Raw genomic sequence first — 17,965 nt, 5'->3', positions numbered from 1 at the left:
AATGGCTCAAGATCATCAACGCCAACGGCGGGCAAATCCCCGAGACCTACGGCGTACCGGTGGAAGAGATCGTCGAAGGCATCAAGCACGGCGTGCGCAAGGTCAACATCGACACCGACCTGCGCCTCGCCTCCACCGGCGCGATCCGCCGCTACCTCAATGATCCGGCCAACACCAAGGAATTCGACCCGCGCAAGTTCCTGCTCGCCTCGACCAAGGCGATGGCGGAGATCTGCCAGGCGCGCTTCGAAGCCTTCGGCTCCGCCGGCCAGGCCAGCCGGATCAAGGCGCTCGCCTGCGACAAGATGGCGGAACGCTACAAGAAGGGTGAGTTGGCGGCGATCATCAAGTAACTTTATTGATGGCGGCTTGAAAGGCGGCTCCGGCCGCCTTTTGTTTGAACGGGGCTGCAGGCGCCTTTTGTGGGGAAGCCTTCAAGGTATGCCCTGCACACATTTGTTTTTTACTGAGTAAGTACTTATGGCATTGGAAGCATTATTGTTCGACGTGGATGGCACCTTGGCGGATACCGAGCGCGACGGCCATCGGCCGGCGTTCAACCGGGCGTTTGAAGAGTTCGGGCTGGATTGGCATTGGGATGCCGAGTTGTATGGCAAGTTGCTTGCCGTGACTGGCGGCAAGGAGCGCATCCGTTATTACGTCGATCATTTCCTGCCGGATTACGTCAAACCCGACGATTTCGATGCGCTGGTAACCCAACTGCATCAGGCGAAAACAAAGCATTACACCACTATGCTCGCCGGCGGGGCGATTCCCGTGCGGCCCGGCGTTCGTCGCCTGCTGGACGAAGCGCGCGCGGCCGGGATGCGCCTGGCGGTAGTGACAACCACGACGCCGCAGAATGTGACGGAGCTCTTGAAGCACAGTCTGGCCGAAGATGCCGAATCCTGGTTCGAAGTGATCGCGGCGGGCGATATCGTCCCGGCCAAAAAGCCGGCTGCCGACATTTACCATTGGGCCATGGACGAGATGCGGCTGTCTCCGGAGCAATGTCTGGCGTTTGAGGATTCGCATAACGGCCTGCGCGCGAGTCGCGGCGCCGGTGTGAAAACCGTGGTCACCGTTAACGGTTACACTGCCCACGAACAATTTGAGGATGCACTGGCCGTGCTCAGCGATCTGGGCGAACCGGATGCGCCGTTCGAGGTGCTCCAGGGCAATGCGGCAGGGAAGGCTTACGTGGATCTGGCGCTGTTGCGCCGCTGGTTTAACGAATAATCAGGGCCTGGCCGGCTGCACATAGCCGGCTTCCGATTCGAGCAGGGCTGCGGCTTCGTTCAGGATGAATTCCTTGAATGCGAGCGCCACGCCGGGCAGGCGTTTTTTGCTGCGATGCACCAGATACCAGTGACGCTGGATGGGGAAGGATTCCACATCCAGTACTGCCAGGCGTTTGGCTTCCAGTTCCAGCATCACCGTATTGAGCGACAGGACGCTGACCCCCATCCCGGCTTGTACCGCCTGCTTGATCGATTCGTTTTTGCTCATTTCCGTGCCGGTGGTGAGCTTGATGCCTTTTTCCGCAAAAAATCGTTCCGTCGCGCTGCGCGTGCCAGAGCCCAACTCGCGCGCGATAAAAGTTTCCTGCTGAATCCGCGTCAGAGGAATGCCGTGTTCGGTGACCAGCGAGTGGTCGGGCGGGGCGATGACAACCAGCGGGTTCTCCAGAAATGACGTGAAATCCAACCCAAGCCCGTCGGGCGGACGCCCCATGATGGCGAAATCCATGGAGTTCTGCGCCAGCTCCTGCAACAGCACTTCCCGGTTGCTGACGTTGAGGGTGATCGCCACCTCAGGGAAGCGCTTGCTGAACTGCGCCAGCAGAAACGGCATGAAGTAGCCGGCTGTGCTTGCGACTGAAATTGCCAGCTTGCCGCGCCGCATGCCTTTCATTTCTTCGAATACCGATTCCGCTTCTTCCAGTTGCTGCACGATATTGCGGCTGTAACGGCGCAGTTCCTGCCCGGCTTCGGTCAGGTAAATCTTTTTACCCAATTGTTCGAACAGCGGTATGCCGATCGCTTCTTCCAGTTGCTTGATCTGGATGGAAACAGCCGGCTGAGTCAGGTGGAGCGTCTCCGAGGCGCGCGAATAGCTGAGGTGGTGGGCCACCGCTTCGAAGACTTCCAGTTGGCGTAGTGTCAGGCGCAGCATGTATAAGATAATTTTATACTAATCATAATAACTATTAATTTTTAATTATGTTTTGTGTCGATTATAGTCAATCCACTTTCAATGCACGGTTCTACGATTAGGGGGTAAATGATGGATCAGTCGGCGCGTTATTCGGATCTCAGTCTCAAGGAAGAAGAGCTTATCAAGGGCGGTAAGCACATTTTGGTCGCGTACAAGATGAAGCCCAAGTCCGGCCACGGCTATCTCGAAGCTGCCGCGCACTTTGCCGCCGAATCCTCTACCGGCACCAACGTGGAAGTCTCCACGACCGATGATTTCACCAAGGGCGTCGACGCGCTGGTGTATTACATTGACGAAGCCACGGAAGACATGCGGATCGCTTATCCCTTGGAACTGTTCGACCGCAACATCACCGACGGCCGCATGATGATCGTTTCCTTCCTGACGCTGGCGATCGGCAACAATCAGGGCATGGGCGATATCGAGCATGCCAAGATTATCGACTTCTATGTGCCGGAGCGTGCAATTCAGCTGTTCGACGGCCCGTCCAAGGACATCAGCGACATGTGGCGCATCCTCGGCCGTCCGGTCAAGGACGGCGGCTACATCGCTGGCACCATTATCAAGCCCAAGCTGGGTTTGCGCCCCGAGCCGTTTGCTCACGCCGCATATCAATTCTGGCTGGGCGGCGATTTCATCAAGAACGACGAACCGCAAGGCAATCAGACCTTCTGCCCGATGAAGAAGGTCATTCCGCTGGTGGTCGATGCGATGAAGCGCGCGCAGGACGAAACCGGCCAGGCCAAGCTGTTCTCCGCCAACATCACGGCCGACGATCATTATGAAATGTGTGCCCGTGCCGACTATATTCTCGAGCAGTTCGGCCCGGATGCGGACAAGGTTGCATTCCTCGTGGATGGCTATGTCGGCGGCCCCGGCATGATTACCACCGCGCGGCGCCAGTACCCGAATCAGTACCTGCACTACCACCGTGCCGGTCATGGCGCCGTGACCAGTCCCTCCGCCAAGCGCGGCTATACCGCGTTCGTGCTGGCGAAAATGTCGCGTCTGCAAGGCGCTTCCGGCATTCACGTCGGCACCATGGGCTACGGCAAGATGGAAGGCGAGGGCGACGACAGAAACATCGCCTACATGATCGAGCGCGACGAGTGCCAAGGCCCGGTTTATTTCCAGAAGTGGTACGGCATGAAGCCCACTACGCCGATTATTTCCGGCGGCATGAACGCGCTGCGCCTGCCCGGTTTCTTCGAAAACCTGGGCCACGGCAACGTGATCAACACTGCTGGCGGCGGCTCCTACGGTCACATTGACAGCCCGGCAGCCGGCGCGGTTTCGCTGCGCCAGTCCTATGAGTGCTGGAAGGCCGGTGCCGACCCGATCGAGTTCGCCAAGGAGCACCGCGAATTCGCCCGTGCATTCGAGTCTTTCCCGAAGGATGCGGACAAACTGTTCCCGGGGTGGCGCGAAAAGCTCGGCGTCCACAAGTAATTTCAGGCGCTTTCAATCCAATACTGCGTTGCAAGGGGCTTGCCGTACTAAGCGTACTGTCCGCGCCCCTGCGCCTTGTCTTGAATTGAAATCATCCCGAAATTGCGATTCCGGTGAAGTAGATTTCAAGCCCCTGCGACTTCGTCGATAGGGGCTTTTTTCCAATTCCAGATAATCACTGAGCACACACCATGAGCCAGACCTTTGACATCGATCAATACCGCATCAAAGACGAGCCCTACTACCAGCCGCAGGCCAACGAGGTAGAGTTGTACCAGGCCGCTTACAGGTCGCGTCTGCCGGTGATGCTGAAAGGCCCCACCGGTTGCGGCAAATCGCGTTTCGTCGAGCATATGGCATGGAAGCTGGGCAAGCCGCTGATTACCGTGGCCTGCAACGAGGACATGACCGCTTCCGATCTTGTCGGGCGTTACTTACTGGATGCCGGCGGTACGCGCTGGCTGGATGGGCCGCTGACGCTGGCAGCGCGTTACGGCGCGATCTGCTATCTGGATGAGGTGGTCGAGGCACGGCAGGACACCACCGTGGTGATCCACCCATTGACCGATCATCGCCGCACGCTGCCGCTCGACAAGAAGGGCGAGCTGATCGCGGCGCATCCGGATTTCCAATTGGTGATTTCCTACAATCCCGGCTACCAGAGCCTGATGAAGGATCTCAAGCAATCGACTCGGCAGCGTTTCACTGCCTTCGATTTCGAGTACCCATCGGCGGAACTGGAAACGGCCATTCTGGCGAAGGAAACCGGCCTGGATGCGGAGACTGCCGGCAAGCTGGTCCGGATCGGCATCGCTGCGCGCAATCTCAAGGGCCACGGCCTGGTGGAAGGCATTTCCACCCGGCTGCTGGTGTACGCCGCCACGCTGATCAACGATGGCGTCGCGCCGCTGGACGCCTGTCGCATGGCGTTGGCGCGGCCGATCACGGATGACGCGGACATTCGCGTCACGCTGGATCACGCCATCGATGCCGTGTTCGCGTAAGCGCTCACTTTAGGGCCTCTGACGCATGGCAACCCAAGCCCCGCCTGTATTCGAGAGCGAACTGCAAACCTACTGGACGAAGCTCAACAACGGCTTCCCGCAAGTGCGCGAGGTATTCGCCGCCTGCATGGAGGATGCGCTCAAGCTGCTGACGCCGGAGGGCCTGCAGGCGTATCTGGACGAAGCACATTTTCTCGGGCGCATGGGGCGCGGCGCCGAGCCCATCCTGATTTTTCTCGAAGAGTGGCCATCGGTCGCCGTCGTGCTCGGCGAATCGGCTTTGCCGGCGATTTCGGGCGCCATCCGTGCGATGTTCAAATCGCCCAACGGCAACGCGATTGCGCCTTTCCTGCAGTCCCTGCCGGCTGTCGCGCGCCGTCTGCATTCGCAGCCCGAAATCGAGGATTATCTGGCGCTGGTGATCGATTTCATGCAGCGCACGTCCAGCTCAATTCACGGCAAGCAGGCCACCATCCCCAGCCCGGGCTTGCCGGATTTTTTCGCCAAGACACCGTTTCTTGCCAGCCAGCTGTCGTTCGGGGGCCTGAAAAACTGGGTGGAATATGGCATACGCAATTACCGCACGCATCCCGAACGCCAGCGGGATTACTTCAGCCTGCAATCGGCGGACAGCCGGGCGATGCTGCAGCGGGAGCGTCATGGCACCTTGCTGGCCGACCACGAGCGGCAACTCGATCTGTATCTCCGCAGCTTGTGGCGCGACAGCGATCATTTCGTGCCGTATTCCACTGCTTTCGATGAGTTGCGCAAGCCGATGCCATATTACGACGCGCTCGGTATCCGCCTGCCGGACGTCTACGACGACGACCGTGGCGTGAGCGGGCTGGACCGTTACCGCGCGGCACTGGCGCATATGGCGGCCCATCGCCGCTGGACGACGCCGATCTTCGCCGACAACTACAGCCCATTCCAGCGCATGGCCATCGAATGCCTGGAGGATAGCCGCGTGGAATATCTGGCCATGCGCGAATATCTAGGCCTGCGCCGCATCTTCCTGGCGCTGCATCCCGCGCCGGACGAAGATGCATGCGACCCGGAGCGCGTATCGGCGGTGCGCCATCGGCTGGCGATGCTGTCGCGCGCCATTCTTGATGATGGGCATGGCTATCGCAACCCGGACGTGACCGAGTTTGCCGCGCGTTTTCACGCCATGATGGTTGAAGGTGATCCCGGCACGCAGGCCATCGCCGATCTGGCTATTGCATTCGGCGCCCGCACGCGCCGCCAGAGCGATCAGTTGCCCAACGTGTTTTTCGACAATACCGAGGTGGGTTATCGCGACGATAACCGCCACCTGTGGCGCTACCACGAGGATAGCGACGACGAAGAGCAGTTCGAACAGCAGCGCCAGACGGTCGCTGAAGATACGGCCAGCGGCCTGCCGCCGCGTCATTACGACGAATGGGACTATCAAAGCCAGAGCTACCGTCCGGACTGGGTTAGCGTTTACGAAGCCTTGCACCCGGCAGGCAACGCATCGGACATCGACCGCCTGCTGGAAAAACACGCAGCACTTGCCAAACGCCTGCAGCGCATCCTCGACATGCTCAAGCCGCAGAACAAGGTGCGCATTCGCTATCAGGAGGAGGGGAGCGAGCTCGACCTGGACGTGGCGGTGCGCTCCCTGATCGACTACAAGAGCGGCGCCGCGCCCGATCAGCGCATCAACATGAGCCACCGCAACGATGGCCGCGATATTGCCGTCATGCTGCTGCTGGATTTATCCGCGTCGCTCAACGAAACCGTCAGTGGCACCGGCCAGACGTTGCTGGAACTTAGCCGCGAGGCCGTCACGCTGCTAGGCTGGGCAATCGAGCAGCTGGGCGACAAGTTCGCGATTGCCGGCTTTCATTCCAATACCCGCCACGAGGTGCGCTATCTGCATATCAAGGGGTATGGAGAAGTGTGGGACGATGCGGTCAAGGAACGCCTTGCCGCGATGCAGGCGGGCTATTCGACCCGCATGGGCGCTGCGATGCGCCATGCCGCGCATACGCTGGAGCATCGCAAGGCTGACAAGAAATTGATGTTGATCCTCACTGACGGCGAACCGTCCGACGTGGACATCGCCGACAGCCGACTGTTGATCGAAGATGCTCGCAAGGCGGTGCAGGAGCTCGACGAGCAGGGGATTTATACGTATTGCATTAACCTCGACCCCAAGGCCGACGAGTATGTCACCGATATTTTCGGGAATGCCTACACGGTGGTCGACCAGGTGGAGCGTTTGCCGGAAAAGCTGCCGCAGGTGTTTTTGGCACTGACCAAATAATGCGGCAGGTGGCTAAAAGGGCGCCATTCGTTGCAACGCTATTCATCCCCACCGTTTGAGAAATTCCAGTAGCGCCCCTCGCCGTGCGGGTGAAAGCTTGCGGTAGATTGCCTGAAGACTCTGCTCATCTCAAATCATCCATGCGGATGAGGAGGGTAACTTACTTGCTGAACAAGAAAATGTAGCGTATTTTTAATGACTTAAAAGTAAAGAACCATTGCCATGGTGCGGTTGACAGGTTTTTCAGTATTTTGCACCCATTCCGCATAAAAACGCCTGACTGAGGGGGTTGCCGCATGGAAAACATTAACCGGTTGTATACCATGTTAAGCCATGCCAATCAGGCCATCGTGCGCAGCAGCGGCCAAGACTTCCTGATTGCCGAAATCTGTCGCATCGGGGTCGAGCATGGTGGCTTCAAAATGGCATGGATTGGCTTTATCCAAGAAGGTGACAACAAGGTATATCCTGCCGCCAGTTACGGTATCGGCACAGATTTTCTCGATCATATCCACATTTCGACCGACGCGGCGCTGCCGGAAGGCCAAGGCCCAACCGGTGCCGCGATTCGCACGAACAGCCCTTCTATCTGCAACGACTGCAGCAATGACCCATCTCTCTTGCCTTGGCGCGATGAAATGGCGCAACGCGGCCTGTTGGCTTGGGCGGCCTTTCCTCTGCAAATGGATGGGGCAACCGTGGGCGCACTCAACCTGCATGCCGTGGAGCCCCGGTTTTTTACGCAGGGCTGGATCGGGCTGCTGAACCAGATCGCTATCGACATTTCGTTCGCCATGGACAGTTACGTCATGAATGCCCGGCGAGCAGCAGCCGAGGGTACATTGCGCGATACGGAACAGCGGCTACAGGGCATTCTTGCCTCGCTGGACGATGGGGTATGGTCCATCACGCCGGATGGCACGCAGCTCCTTTACCTTAACCCCGGATCCGAAAAAATATACCAGCGCCCGGTAGGCGATTTCTTCCGCAATACCAATCTGTGGCTGGAATCGCTGCACCCGGATGACAAGCAGCGCGCACTGGCGGCTTACGAAGCGATGCTCGAAACCGGCAAGCTCGATCTCGAATACCGTATTTTGCGCCCGAACGGCGAGGTACGCTGGTTGCATGACCGTGGATACGCCGTGCATAACGGCGAGGGTGTACCTGTGCGCCTGGATGGCATTGCCACTGACATCACCGAGCGCGTGCATGCCGATAAACAACAGCGTTTGGCCGCCCAGGTGTTCGAAAACGCGGCCGAGGCGATCATGATCACCGACGGTGATAACAATATCGTTTCCGTTAATGCAGCGTTCACACGCATTACCGGTTATGAGGCCGGTGAAGTGATTGGTAAGAATCCGCGACTGTTGCGTTCCGAACGGCATGACGCAGCGTTCTATCAGGAACTATGGGATACCCTCAATACCACTGGTCACTGGCAAGGTGAAATCTGGGACAAGCGTAAAAACGGCGAAGAGTATCCAAAATGGCTGGCGATCACAGTGGTTTTGGGTGAACGCGATATCGTTGCCAACTATATCGCGATCTTCGCGGATATCACCGAGCGCAAGGAAGCAGAAGGCAAAATCCAGTATCTGGCGCATTTCGATTCACTGACCGGCTTGCCAAATCGGGCGCTGCTGCAAGACCGCCTCAAGCAGGCGCTTGCGGCTGCCAGTCGCCACAAGAAGCAGCTGTCGTTGTTATTCCTCGATCTCGACCATTTCAAGAATATTAACGATTCGCTCGGCCATGATGTCGGCGACCTGTTGCTGCAAGCAGTGGCGGAGCGGCTGCAAGGGTGTGTTCGTGAAGGAGATACGGTCTCGCGCCTGGGCGGCGATGAGTTCGTTGTTGTCCTGCTGGACATTCAAAAATCAGACAATGCCGCATATGTCGCACAGAAAATTGTCGACGAGCTTGCTGTCCCATTCAGTCTCGGCGAGCACGTTTTATATGTGACCTCAAGCATCGGTATCAGTCTCTTCCCTGAAGACGGACGCAATAGCGACATACTCATCAGGAATGCGGATAGCGCCATGTATTCGGCCAAAACCGGGGGCCGAACGATTACCGGTTCTTCACGCAGGACATGAATGAGCAAGCGCTTGCCCGCTTGGCGCTGGAAATCGATCTACGCCAGGCGTTGGCGCTTGGCGAATTTCGTTTGCATTATCAACCACAGATTTCCTCCGAAACCGGAAAAGTTATCGGCATGGAAGCGCTCATCCGGTGGCAGCACCCTGTCCGGGGCATGGTGTCCCCTGCCAGTTTCATTCCACTCGCCGAAGAACTTGGGCTGATTGTCTCCATTGGCGATTGGGTGCTGCGCGAGGCTTGCCGCCAAAACCGCGCTTGGCAGGTGCAGGGACTCCCGCCGGTGCCGATAGCCGTCAATCTTTCGGCTTTGCAATTTCTGCAACAGAACTTGCCCGATAAAATCCATGCGATTCTCGAAGAGACCGGCCTTGAGCCCCGCTATCTGGAACTGGAGTTGACCGAAAGCACCTTCATGCAAGATGCCGAGCAGACCATTACCATGTTGCAAACATTGAAGGCGATGGGTTTGCAACTCGCCATTGACGATTTTGGCACTGGCTACTCCAGTCTGAGTTACCTCAAACGCTTCCCGATCGATAAGCTAAAAATAGACCAGTCGTTCGTACGCCACCTCGCTTCCGACCCGGACGATGCCGCGATTGCCCGCACCATCATCAACATGGGGCATAGCTTGCGATTGGAAGTCATTGCGGAAGGCGTGGAAACGGCGGAGCAATTGGTATTTCTGGAAACGGAAGGGTGCGACCACATACAAGGCTATTATTTTAGTAAGCCACTTGCTGCGGACGAATTTAGCGTTTTTTGCTGCAACAACATGGACAGGTAGCCTTGAACTTCTAAGACCATTGCGTGCGGTAGACTCAAGACGTCCGCATATTGGAAGAGACGTTCATCCGATAGCCCCCGCACTATTCGAAAATATTCCGTTCGGCGCATGGTCTATCCTGTGGGATTCTTTCTTTGCTCAATGGGCTCGTGCGAGTAAATCACACCTTCCTCAGAAACTCCGCCTTCAGCATGAAGTTGCCTGCGTCCATCTTGCAATCCACGCCGTGGTCTCCGCCGACCAGACGAATGCTCTTGACCTTGGTGCCTTGCTTCAAAGTGGTCGAAGAGCCCTTTACCTTGAGATCCTTTATCAGCACGACCGAGTCGCCATCCTTCAGCACGTTGCCATTGGCATCCTTGATGACCAGGCCATCCTCTTCTTCCGTGGCGGCGGTTTCGTTCATCGGCCATTCGTAGCCGCAGTCGGCGCAGACATAGTTGATGCCGTCAGGGTAAGTGTTTTCGAGCGTGCATTGCGGGCAGGCGGGAGTCGCGGACATGGTTCCTCTTATGAAGTAGGGGTATTGCGAAGCCCGAATTATAGCCCATCGCTATGCGTGAAATTCGTATTGCGAATGAAACTCAGCTTTTCATGCGTCGCCTGAAAGGCGATAATTCGAGTCTTTTCAAAGTTTTTGCTTCGGGAATGCGATGACACAACCCTTACTGCAATCCAGCATCAAGAGCCTGCCGCTGATTAATCAGGGCAAGGTGCGTGACATCTATGACATCGACGCCGACAAGATGCTGATCGTGACGACCGACCGCCTTTCTGCTTTCGACGTGGTGCTGCCGACCGCGATTCCAGGCAAGGGCGCGGTACTGACCCAGGTGGCGAATTTCTGGTTCGACCGCCTCAAGGACATCATTCCGAATCATCTCACCGGCATCGATCCGGCCACTGTAGTGAGCGAGGACGAGAAGGCGCAAGTAGCTGGTCGCGCCATCGTTGTGCGCAAACTGAAGCCGTTGCCGATCGAGGCAGTGGTGCGCGGGTACATCGTGGGCGGCGGTTGGAAGGAGTATCAGAAGACTGGATCGGTCTGCGGTATTCCATTGCCCACGGGTATGCAAGAGGCCTCCAGGTTGCCTGAGCCGATTTTTACGCCCTCGACCAAGGCCGAAGTCGGCGCGCACGACGAGAACATCACTTTCGAGAAGGCCTGCGAGTTGATGGGTGCCGAGCTGGCTGCCAAAGTGCGCGATGTTGCGATTCGGTTGTACAAGGCTGCTGCGGAGTTTGCGCTCACCAAGGGCATCATCATCGCCGATACCAAGTTTGAATTCGGTCTGGATGCGGACGGCAAGCTGTATCTGATCGACGAAGCATTGACGCCGGACTCTTCCCGCTTCTGGCCGGCTGACCAGTACAAGGTCGGCAGCAATCCGCCCAGCTACGACAAGCAGTTCGTACGTGACTGGCTGGAAGCTTCCGGCTGGAACAAGCAGCCACCGGGGCCTGAGTTGCCAGCAGACGTGGCTGCCGGAACCGGCGAGAAATATCGCGAGGCACTGAAGCAGCTGACAGGCCGCGACCTGGCCAGCTGACCATGGGCGTGTTGCGCGACACGGCGGCGAGACTCAAGAAAGAATTCGCCGTCTATCGGCTCGTACTTAAACATCCTGAAACGCCGCTACTGGCAAAAATACTGCTCGGGCTGGCTGTGGGTTACATCCTGCTGCCGTTCGACCTGATCCCGGATTTTATCCCGGTGATCGGGCACCTCGATGATCTGGTGATCGTGCCGGCGCTGGTGTATGCCGCGCTCAAGCTGATCCCGGCAGGTATCGTCGAGTCTTGCAGACAAGAATTGGAGAGCAAGCATGAATGACATCGCGAAATTCATTGAAGGATTCAGACGTTTCCAGCAGAACTACTTCGGCGATAACAAGGCGCTATTCAAAGAACTGAAACAAGGCCAGCGCCCGAGTACTCTGGTTATCGCCTGTTCCGACTCGCGCGTCGACCCTGCCATTCTCACCAATTGCGAACCGGGCGACCTGTTCGTCGTCCGCAATGTAGCCAACCTGGTACCGCCCTATGAAAAAGGCGCCGGCCTGCATGGCGTCAGTACCGCGCTGGAGTTTGGCGTGCGCTCGCTCGAAGTGGAGCACATCATCGTGCTCGGCCATCGCCAGTGCGGCGGTATCGGTGCGTTGATGCAGGACGGCACCCCGGAGTCCAAGGGAGAATTTATCGGCAACTGGGTCAATATCGCCAGGCGTGCCAAGGAACGCGTGCTTGCCGACCTGCCTGACGCCTCGGCGGAAGAGCGGGTCTGTGCCTGCGAGGAGCAATCCATTCTGGTGTCGCTGGAAAACCTGCTGACCTTCCCGTGGCTGAAGGAGCGCGTCGATCAGGGCAAATTGAATCTGCACGGCTGGCTGTTCGACCTGGAACACGGAAAGCTGGTGGCCTACGATGCCTCCACCGGCAAGTTCGAATCCTTGACTTAAAGAAACAGCTCCTGCCGCGCCGCTTCGCTGATGGCGACGACGGCAGGATGTGACAAGCGGCGCTCCACCGAGATCGCATAAAAACTCTCGGTAATTTCCTCCGTGGCGCCTATTACCTCCACTCCGTACTGATCACTGATTCGGTCCGCAATCGCACTGGGTGCCGAGAAAATCCCTGCGCCGGCCTGACCGAACGCGGCCATCAACGCACCGTCGTCGAACTCGCCGGTAATGCGCGGACGGATGCGGTTCTGGTCGAACCAGCGGATCAACTTGGGGCGCACTGCGACATCGTCGCCCGGCAACAACAAGGGCGCACCATTCAAACGCTGCGGGAAGTCCCCCGGAAACTCTTTTGCCAGTCGGGAAGTTGCAAAGAAAGTAAGCCCACACTCACCCAGTAAGTGATTGAATGCCTTCACATCGATGCGCGGCGGCATCGGGCTGTCCGCGATCACAATATCCAGCTGGTGGATTGCCAGTTCCCCCATCAGGCCGGCTACCTTGCCTTCGCGGCATACGATGCGAGAATTCTCCGTAGCGCGCAGTGCGGGTTCAATCAGCTTGTAGGCCAATGCCTTAGGCACGGCATCCGAAACGCCCACGCGAAATTGCAGTGGTCGTCCGCCCGGGCTGTGGCGCAGTACATCTTCCAACTCCTTACCCAAGGAAAAAATCTCCTCGGCATAGCCCAGCACCGTGCGCCCGGCATCCGTTAGCGCAAACCGGCGACGGGAGCGGTCGAACAGGGTTTCGCCGAGGACGTTTTCGAACAGGCTCAATTGACCGCTGATGGTTTGCGGCGTGATATGCAACTGTTCGCTCGCGCGGGCGATGCTCCCTGCTTTGGCCACAGTCCAGAAGTAATAAAGGTGTTTGTAGTTCATGCGTGTTTGATCGGCTTTTTCGATGTTTGATTAAAGTATATTCGAATTTTTATGATTAGAACTTAGGAATAGAATTGCCGGTATCTTAAAAAGATGCGGCTCGTGTGCGTCGCATCCCGTCATCGAGGAGTGTCTGCTATGGAAAAAATCGAAGGCTGGCTGGAAAGCCTGCTGTTCGGCAGTCGCTGGCTGCTTGCACCTTTCTATCTCGGGCTGGTGGGTGCGGTCGGCGTGCTGCTGTGGTATTTCGGCGTGGAGTTCGTGCATCTGATACACATGTTGTTGCACGGTGAGGGCAGCATCGTCGTCGGCGTGCTGTCGCTGGTCGACTTGGTGCTGGTCGCCAATCTGCTGATGATCATTATTTTTGCGGGTTACGAAAATTTCGTGTCCAAGATTCATACCGGCGATCACGAGGACAGGCCGGACTGGATGGGACATGTGGATTTTGCCGATCTCAAGATGAAACTGATCGGCTCCATTATTGCGATTTCGGGTATCGAATTGCTCAAGGCCTTCGTCAACGTCAACAGCTTCGATGACCACCAACTGGCCTGGAAGGTGGGCATACACGTCACCTTCGTATTCTCCGGGTTGATGTTCGCCGTCATGGACAAGCTGGGCGAACACAAGAAGCATGGCGCAGGCAGCTGATCTGCGATCTTATTGAAAGGAAATTCATCATGAAACGCGTATTCCTGTTTTTGGCTACCAACTTCGCCATCGTGCTGGTGCTGTCGGTCACGATGCGTTTGCTGGGCGTTGAGCCTTATCTGAACGCGCAAGGGCTGAATCTCGGCTCCCTGCTGATCTTTGCCGCGGTGATGGGCATGGGTGGTTCGTTCATTTCGCTCGCGATTTCCAAATGGACGGCCAAGCGTTCCGTCGGCGCGGAGGTGATCGAAACGCCGCGCAACGAAGGTGAGCGCTGGCTGGTGGAAACCGTGCGCCGTCAGGCACAGCAAGCCGGCATCGGCATGCCGGAAGTGGCGATTTACAACTCGCCGGAGGTCAATGCCTTCGCTACCGGCATGAACAAGAACAACGCGCTGGTCGCGGTTTCCACCGGGCTGCTGCAATCGATGACGCGTGAGGAGGCCGAGGCGGTGCTGGGGCACGAGGTCTCGCACGTCGCCAACGGCGATATGGTGACGCTGGCGCTGATCCAGGGCGTGGTGAATACCTTCGTGATGTTCCTGTCGCGCGTGATCGGCTACCTGGTCGACAAGATCGTGTTCAAGACCGAGCGCGGTCAGGGGCCGGCATTTTTCGTGACGATGATCGTCGCCGAAATGGTGCTGGGCATCCTGGCGTCCATCATCGTGATGTGGTTCTCGCGCCAGCGCGAGTTCCGCGCCGATCGCGGCGGTGCCAGCCTCGCCGGACGCCAGAAGATGATCAATGCGCTGGAGCGTCTGAAGCAGGCGCATCCTGAGCCGTTGCCGGAGAAAATGGCGGCTTTCGGTATCAGCGGCCATAACGGCGGTGGGCTGAAGCGTTTGTTCATGACGCACCCCCCGCTGGAAGAGCGTATCGCGGTTCTGAAAGCGGAAGGTTGATCGAATGATGGAAACAGTCGCACAAGGCTGGATGTGGGGCGCGTTCGTCGCCTTCGTCATCGCCATGCTGGTGCTGGACATGTTCGCCCTGGGCGGCAACAAGCCGCGCAAGGTGAGCGTGAAGGAAGCTGCTGCCTGGTCGCTGGGCTGGTTCACGCTGGCGATGGTGTTCAACGCGCTGCTGTGGTGGTATCTCGACGGCAGCGTCGGGCGTGAGATCGCCAATACCAAGGCGATGGAATTCTTTACCGGCTATCTGATCGAGAAATCGCTGTCGGTCGATAACCTGTTCGTGTTCCTGATGCTGTTCGGCTTTTTCGCGGTGCCGGCGGAATACCAGCGACGCGTGCTGCTGTATGGCGTGCTGGGTGCGATCGTGCTGCGCGCGGTGATGATCCTGGCCGGGGTGTGGCTGGTGAGCCAGTTTTCGTGGATTCTCTATGTCTTCGGCGCATTCCTGGTGATCACCGGTCTCAAGATGGTGCTGTTTGCCGAGCACAAGCCCGACCTGGAGAGAAATCCGGTGCTGAAATGGATGCGTTCGCACCTGCGCATGACCAACGAATACAGCGGCGAGCATTTCACGGTGGTGAAGGACGGGCTCCGTTACTTTACGCCGCTGTTCGCGGTGCTGGTGATGGTGGAGATTTCCGACGTGATTTTCGCGGTGGATTCGATCCCGGCGATTTTCGCGGTGACCACTGATCCGTTCATCGTGTTCACTTCCAATATCTTTGCGATTCTCGGCCTGCGCGCGCTGTATTTCATGCTGGCCGACATGGCGGACCGTTTCCATCTGCTGAAATACGGTGTCGCGGTGGTGCTGGTGTTTGTCGGGATCAAGCTGCTGATTGCCGATTTCTATCATGTGCCGGTACTGCTGTCGCTGGCTTTCGTTGCGCTGATTCTGACGCTGTCGGTCATTGCCAGCCTGATAGCCACACGGACTAAGGAAGTCAAAGTCTAAATCCTTTATAATTACGGACTTTTTCTTGAAGGGCTGAACTCGACATGGCATTCACCAATGTGCCGACCGGCAAGGACGTACCCAACGATTTCAATGTAATTATTGAAATCCCGATGCAAGGCGATCCGGTCAAGTATGAAGTGGACAAGGAAACCGGCGCGATTTTCGTCGACCGTTTCATGGGCACTTCCATGCAGTATCCGTGCAATTACGGTTATATTCCGCATACGCTTTCCGAAGACGGAGACCCGGTCGATGTGCTGGTGATTACGCCGGTGCCGCTGATCCCGGGCGTCGTGGTGCGCTGCCGTCCGCTCGGCATGCTGAAGATGACCGATGAAGCCGGCCCCGACGCCAAGGTTCTAGCCGTGCCGGTAGACAAGGTGTGCGGCTTGTACAGCCACTTCAAGGATTACAACGACGTTTCCGCCTGGCGTCTGACGATGATTTGCCACTTCTTCGAGCACTACAAGGATCTGGACAAGGGCAAGTGGGTCAAGGTCGATGGCTGGGAAGGCATCGACGCCGCCCGCCAGGAAATTCTGGCCGGCGTCGAGCGCTACAATAGCGCCGAGGACAAGCCGGCGTTCTGATTGCAGCTTCAATATCAATAAACATAGCCCGGCTTTTGCCGGGCTATGTATTTCAGCCTGCCCATTCTGCTTCCGCCTCTCCCTGTTTTGCGTTAAGCTAGCCCATCCCCATTGGGGATGTTCCTGCAACACCCAAGCGGTTTCTGACGTTCCCTGCTGGATTCCGCGCGGGGTTGTGTAACGCGTGAGTAGAAGTGGGGCTTTAGAGATGTCGAAGAAAATCAAGAATGCGTTTTACGCGCAATCCGGCGGTGTGACGGCCGTCATCAACGCTTCGGCCTGCGGCGTCATCGAAACCGCGCGCAAGCATCCCGATAAAATCGGCAAGGTATACGCCGGCCGCAACGGCATCATCGGCGCGCTGACCGAAGATCTCATCGATACCAGCAAGGAAAGCGACGCGGCCATCGCGGCTCTCCGCTCCACCCCTTCCGGCGCTTTCGGCTCCTGCCGCTACAAGCTCAAGAGCCTGGAAACCAATCGTCGCGAATATGAGCGCCTGATCGAAGTTTTCCGCGCGCACGACATCGGCTATTTCTTTTATAACGGCGGCGGCGATTCTGCCGACACCTGCTACAAGATTTCCCAGCTTTCCGAGACCATGGGTTATCCGGTGCAGGCGATCCACGTGCCCAAGACCGTGGACAACGATTTGCCGATCACGGACAACTGTCCCGGCTTCGGCTCCGTCGCAAAATACATTGCCATCTCCACGCTGGAAGCCAGCTTCGACGTGCGCTCGATGTGCAAGACCTCGACCAAGATATTCGTCATTGAAGTGATGGGTCGCCATGCCGGCTGGATCGCGGCGGCAGGCGGTTTGGTGGAGGACTACGGCTTCCCGGTGGTGATCCTCTTTCCGGAAATCGAGTTCGACCCGGAGAAATTCCTCGCCCGCGTGGACAAGATGGTGAAAAAACACGGCCATTGCACGGTGGTTGTTTCCGAGGGCTGCCATTATCCCGATGGCAAGTTCATCGCCGAGCAGGGGATCAAGGACGTCTTTGGCCATGCGCAACTGGGCGGGGCCGCGCCCATCGTCGCCAATATGATCAAGAATGCCCTGGGACATCGCTTTCACTGGGCCGTGGCAGATTACCTGCAGCGCGCCGCACGCCATATCGCCTCGAGAACCGACGTCAAGCAAGCCTACGAGCTGGGCAAGGCCGCCGTCGATCTGGCCTTGAAGGGCAAGAACTCGGTGATGCCGGCCATTATCCGCGTGTCGGATGAGCCTTATAAATACAGGATCGGCCACGCCGAGTTGAAGGATGTCGCCAACGTCGAAAAATTCATGCCGCTCGACTTCATCAGCAAGGACGGTTTCGGCATTACCGAAAAGTGCAAGCGCTACTTGCGTCCCCTGATTCAGGGCGAGGATTATCCGAAATACGAAGATGGTTTGCCTGTGTACGTTTCGCTGAAAAACATGCCGGTGGAACGGCGGTTGCCGGAGTTCAGTTTGTAAATGCAATGCCGTCTACCCAGACGGCATTTTTTATCTTGCGCAATGAGTAGCAAGCGTGGTCGCAATTTTTAGCGCAGGCGAGACGCCTGCACTACGTTTTGTGTTTTGAGAAAGGCAGTTTGGATGTGATCTAGAAGAAGGGTTTGGGCTGACCCATGACTCGGCCCTGTCAGCTA

18 protein-coding genes are annotated in these 17,965 nt (G+C 57.4%); 15 read left to right on the top strand and 3 right to left on the bottom strand.

The window, feature by feature from the left end:
* Window positions 1-353, top strand: a 353-nt coding sequence (locus A7976_RS13225; RefSeq protein WP_205633528.1) for a class II fructose-bisphosphate aldolase, incomplete at its 5' end; no start/stop codon positions are given.
* A 127-nt stretch (window positions 354-480) separates the two neighbouring features.
* The gene (locus A7976_RS13220) at window positions 481-1,239 is read left to right on the top strand and encodes an HAD family hydrolase (protein ID WP_067112781.1); all 759 of its coding nucleotides are present in this window, start codon (window positions 481-483) and stop codon (window positions 1,237-1,239) included.
* Here A7976_RS13220 and A7976_RS13215 read toward each other — a convergent pair whose 3' ends face one another.
* On the bottom strand, window positions 1,240-2,175 hold the full coding sequence (locus tag A7976_RS13215) for a LysR family transcriptional regulator (RefSeq protein ID WP_205633527.1): 936 nt from the start codon (window positions 2,173-2,175) through the stop codon (window positions 1,240-1,242).
* Between the two features lie 111 nt (window positions 2,176-2,286).
* Here A7976_RS13215 and A7976_RS13210 point away from each other — a divergent pair, with 111 nt between their 5' ends.
* The 5 genes from A7976_RS13210 (at window position 2,287) to A7976_RS13190 (ending at window position 9,856) form a co-directional block, all read left to right on the top strand.
* Window positions 2,287-3,666, top strand: a complete 1,380-nt coding sequence (locus A7976_RS13210; protein WP_067112890.1) for a ribulose-bisphosphate carboxylase — start codon at window positions 2,287-2,289, stop codon at window positions 3,664-3,666.
* 191 nt (window positions 3,667-3,857) lie between these two features.
* Window positions 3,858-4,670 (top strand): CbbQ/NirQ/NorQ/GpvN family protein, encoded by an 813-nt coding sequence (locus tag A7976_RS13205; protein ID WP_067112778.1) that lies wholly within the window; start codon window positions 3,858-3,860, stop codon window positions 4,668-4,670.
* A 25-nt stretch (window positions 4,671-4,695) separates the two neighbouring features.
* Complete coding sequence (locus A7976_RS13200) at window positions 4,696-6,963, top strand: nitric oxide reductase activation protein NorD (protein WP_067112768.1); 2,268 nt, start codon at window positions 4,696-4,698, stop codon at window positions 6,961-6,963.
* Window positions 6,964-7,259: 296 nt separating this feature from the next.
* On the top strand, window positions 7,260-9,065 hold the full coding sequence (locus A7976_RS13195) for a diguanylate cyclase domain-containing protein (protein ID WP_067112764.1): 1,806 nt from the start codon (window positions 7,260-7,262) through the stop codon (window positions 9,063-9,065).
* Entirely contained in the window at window positions 9,062-9,856 is a 795-nt protein-coding gene (locus A7976_RS13190) for a bifunctional diguanylate cyclase/phosphodiesterase (protein ID WP_067112761.1), read from the top strand. Before A7976_RS13195 ends, A7976_RS13190 begins: the two co-directional genes overlap by 4 nt.
* 160 nt (window positions 9,857-10,016) lie before the next feature.
* Here A7976_RS13190 and A7976_RS13185 read toward each other — a convergent pair whose 3' ends face one another.
* On the bottom strand, window positions 10,017-10,358 hold the full coding sequence (locus tag A7976_RS13185) for a zinc ribbon domain-containing protein YjdM (protein WP_067112758.1): 342 nt from the start codon (window positions 10,356-10,358) through the stop codon (window positions 10,017-10,019).
* Window positions 10,359-10,509: 151 nt separating this feature from the next.
* Between A7976_RS13185 and A7976_RS13180 the strand changes: the two genes are divergently transcribed.
* Genes A7976_RS13180 through A7976_RS13170 form a run of 3 tightly spaced genes read left to right on the top strand, consistent with a single transcriptional unit; the run spans window position 10,510 to window position 12,315 of the window.
* On the top strand, window positions 10,510-11,406 hold the full coding sequence (locus tag A7976_RS13180; protein WP_067112755.1) for a phosphoribosylaminoimidazolesuccinocarboxamide synthase: 897 nt from the start codon (window positions 10,510-10,512) through the stop codon (window positions 11,404-11,406).
* A gap of 2 nt (window positions 11,407-11,408) precedes the next feature.
* Window positions 11,409-11,690, top strand: a complete 282-nt coding sequence (locus A7976_RS13175; protein WP_067112753.1) for a YkvA family protein — start codon at window positions 11,409-11,411, stop codon at window positions 11,688-11,690.
* On the top strand, window positions 11,683-12,315 hold the full coding sequence (locus A7976_RS13170) for a carbonic anhydrase (RefSeq protein ID WP_067112750.1): 633 nt from the start codon (window positions 11,683-11,685) through the stop codon (window positions 12,313-12,315). The genes A7976_RS13175 and A7976_RS13170 overlap by 8 nt, the downstream gene beginning before the upstream one ends.
* Here A7976_RS13170 and nhaR read toward each other — a convergent pair.
* Window positions 12,312-13,202 (bottom strand): transcriptional activator NhaR, encoded by an 891-nt coding sequence (gene nhaR / locus A7976_RS13165; protein ID WP_067112747.1) that lies wholly within the window; start codon window positions 13,200-13,202, stop codon window positions 12,312-12,314. The two genes, A7976_RS13170 and nhaR, sit on opposite strands and share 4 nt — an antisense overlap.
* A gap of 138 nt (window positions 13,203-13,340) precedes the next feature.
* On the opposite strand from nhaR, the gene A7976_RS13160 reads away from it, so the two are divergent.
* The 5 genes from A7976_RS13160 (at window position 13,341) to A7976_RS13140 (ending at window position 17,789) form a co-directional block, all read left to right on the top strand.
* Window positions 13,341-13,856 (top strand): TIGR00645 family protein, encoded by a 516-nt coding sequence (locus tag A7976_RS13160; RefSeq protein ID WP_067112745.1) that lies wholly within the window; start codon window positions 13,341-13,343, stop codon window positions 13,854-13,856.
* Window positions 13,857-13,885: 29 nt separating this feature from the next.
* Window positions 13,886-14,761, top strand: coding sequence for a protease HtpX (gene htpX, locus A7976_RS13155; RefSeq protein ID WP_067112743.1), 876 nt, complete (start codon window positions 13,886-13,888; stop codon window positions 14,759-14,761).
* Between the two features lie 7 nt (window positions 14,762-14,768).
* The gene (locus A7976_RS13150; RefSeq protein ID WP_067112887.1) at window positions 14,769-15,728 is read left to right on the top strand and encodes a TerC family protein; all 960 of its coding nucleotides are present in this window, start codon (window positions 14,769-14,771) and stop codon (window positions 15,726-15,728) included.
* A gap of 44 nt (window positions 15,729-15,772) precedes the next feature.
* Window positions 15,773-16,321, top strand: coding sequence for an inorganic diphosphatase (gene ppa, locus A7976_RS13145; protein WP_067112741.1), 549 nt, complete (start codon window positions 15,773-15,775; stop codon window positions 16,319-16,321).
* Window positions 16,322-16,529: 208 nt separating this feature from the next.
* The gene (locus A7976_RS13140) at window positions 16,530-17,789 is read left to right on the top strand and encodes a 6-phosphofructokinase (protein ID WP_067112739.1); all 1,260 of its coding nucleotides are present in this window, start codon (window positions 16,530-16,532) and stop codon (window positions 17,787-17,789) included.
* Window positions 17,790-17,965 lie beyond the last annotated feature (176 nt).

This window comes from Methylobacillus sp. MM3 (assembly GCF_001645185.1).
Lineage (GTDB): Bacteria > Pseudomonadota > Gammaproteobacteria > Burkholderiales > Methylophilaceae > MM2.
Note: the sequence above shows the minus strand (reverse complement) of the source record. Positions and strands in the feature narration are given on the sequence as shown.

Bases quoted from the DNA above. Each gene is read 5' to 3' on its own strand.
- A7976_RS13220 (WP_067112781.1), top strand. From the start codon at position 481: ATGGCATTGGAAGCATTATTGTTCGACGTGGATGGCACCTTGGCGGAT.
- A7976_RS13215 (WP_205633527.1), bottom strand. From the start codon at position 2,175: ATGCTGCGCCTGACACTACGCCAACTGGAAGTCTTCGAAGCGGTGGCC.
- A7976_RS13210 (WP_067112890.1), top strand. From the start codon at position 2,287: ATGGATCAGTCGGCGCGTTATTCGGATCTCAGTCTCAAGGAAGAAGAG.
- A7976_RS13205 (WP_067112778.1), top strand. From the start codon at position 3,858: ATGAGCCAGACCTTTGACATCGATCAATACCGCATCAAAGACGAGCCC.
- A7976_RS13200 (WP_067112768.1), top strand. From the start codon at position 4,696: ATGGCAACCCAAGCCCCGCCTGTATTCGAGAGCGAACTGCAAACCTAC.
- A7976_RS13195 (WP_067112764.1), top strand. From the start codon at position 7,260: ATGGAAAACATTAACCGGTTGTATACCATGTTAAGCCATGCCAATCAG.
- A7976_RS13190 (WP_067112761.1), top strand. From the start codon at position 9,062: ATGAATGAGCAAGCGCTTGCCCGCTTGGCGCTGGAAATCGATCTACGC.
- A7976_RS13185 (WP_067112758.1), bottom strand. From the start codon at position 10,358: ATGTCCGCGACTCCCGCCTGCCCGCAATGCACGCTCGAAAACACTTAC.
- A7976_RS13180 (WP_067112755.1), top strand. From the start codon at position 10,510: ATGACACAACCCTTACTGCAATCCAGCATCAAGAGCCTGCCGCTGATT.
- A7976_RS13175 (WP_067112753.1), top strand. From the start codon at position 11,409: ATGGGCGTGTTGCGCGACACGGCGGCGAGACTCAAGAAAGAATTCGCC.
- A7976_RS13170 (WP_067112750.1), top strand. From the start codon at position 11,683: ATGAATGACATCGCGAAATTCATTGAAGGATTCAGACGTTTCCAGCAG.
- nhaR (WP_067112747.1), bottom strand. From the start codon at position 13,202: ATGAACTACAAACACCTTTATTACTTCTGGACTGTGGCCAAAGCAGGG.
- A7976_RS13160 (WP_067112745.1), top strand. From the start codon at position 13,341: ATGGAAAAAATCGAAGGCTGGCTGGAAAGCCTGCTGTTCGGCAGTCGC.
- htpX (WP_067112743.1), top strand. From the start codon at position 13,886: ATGAAACGCGTATTCCTGTTTTTGGCTACCAACTTCGCCATCGTGCTG.
- A7976_RS13150 (WP_067112887.1), top strand. From the start codon at position 14,769: ATGGAAACAGTCGCACAAGGCTGGATGTGGGGCGCGTTCGTCGCCTTC.
- ppa (WP_067112741.1), top strand. From the start codon at position 15,773: ATGGCATTCACCAATGTGCCGACCGGCAAGGACGTACCCAACGATTTC.
- A7976_RS13140 (WP_067112739.1), top strand. From the start codon at position 16,530: ATGTCGAAGAAAATCAAGAATGCGTTTTACGCGCAATCCGGCGGTGTG.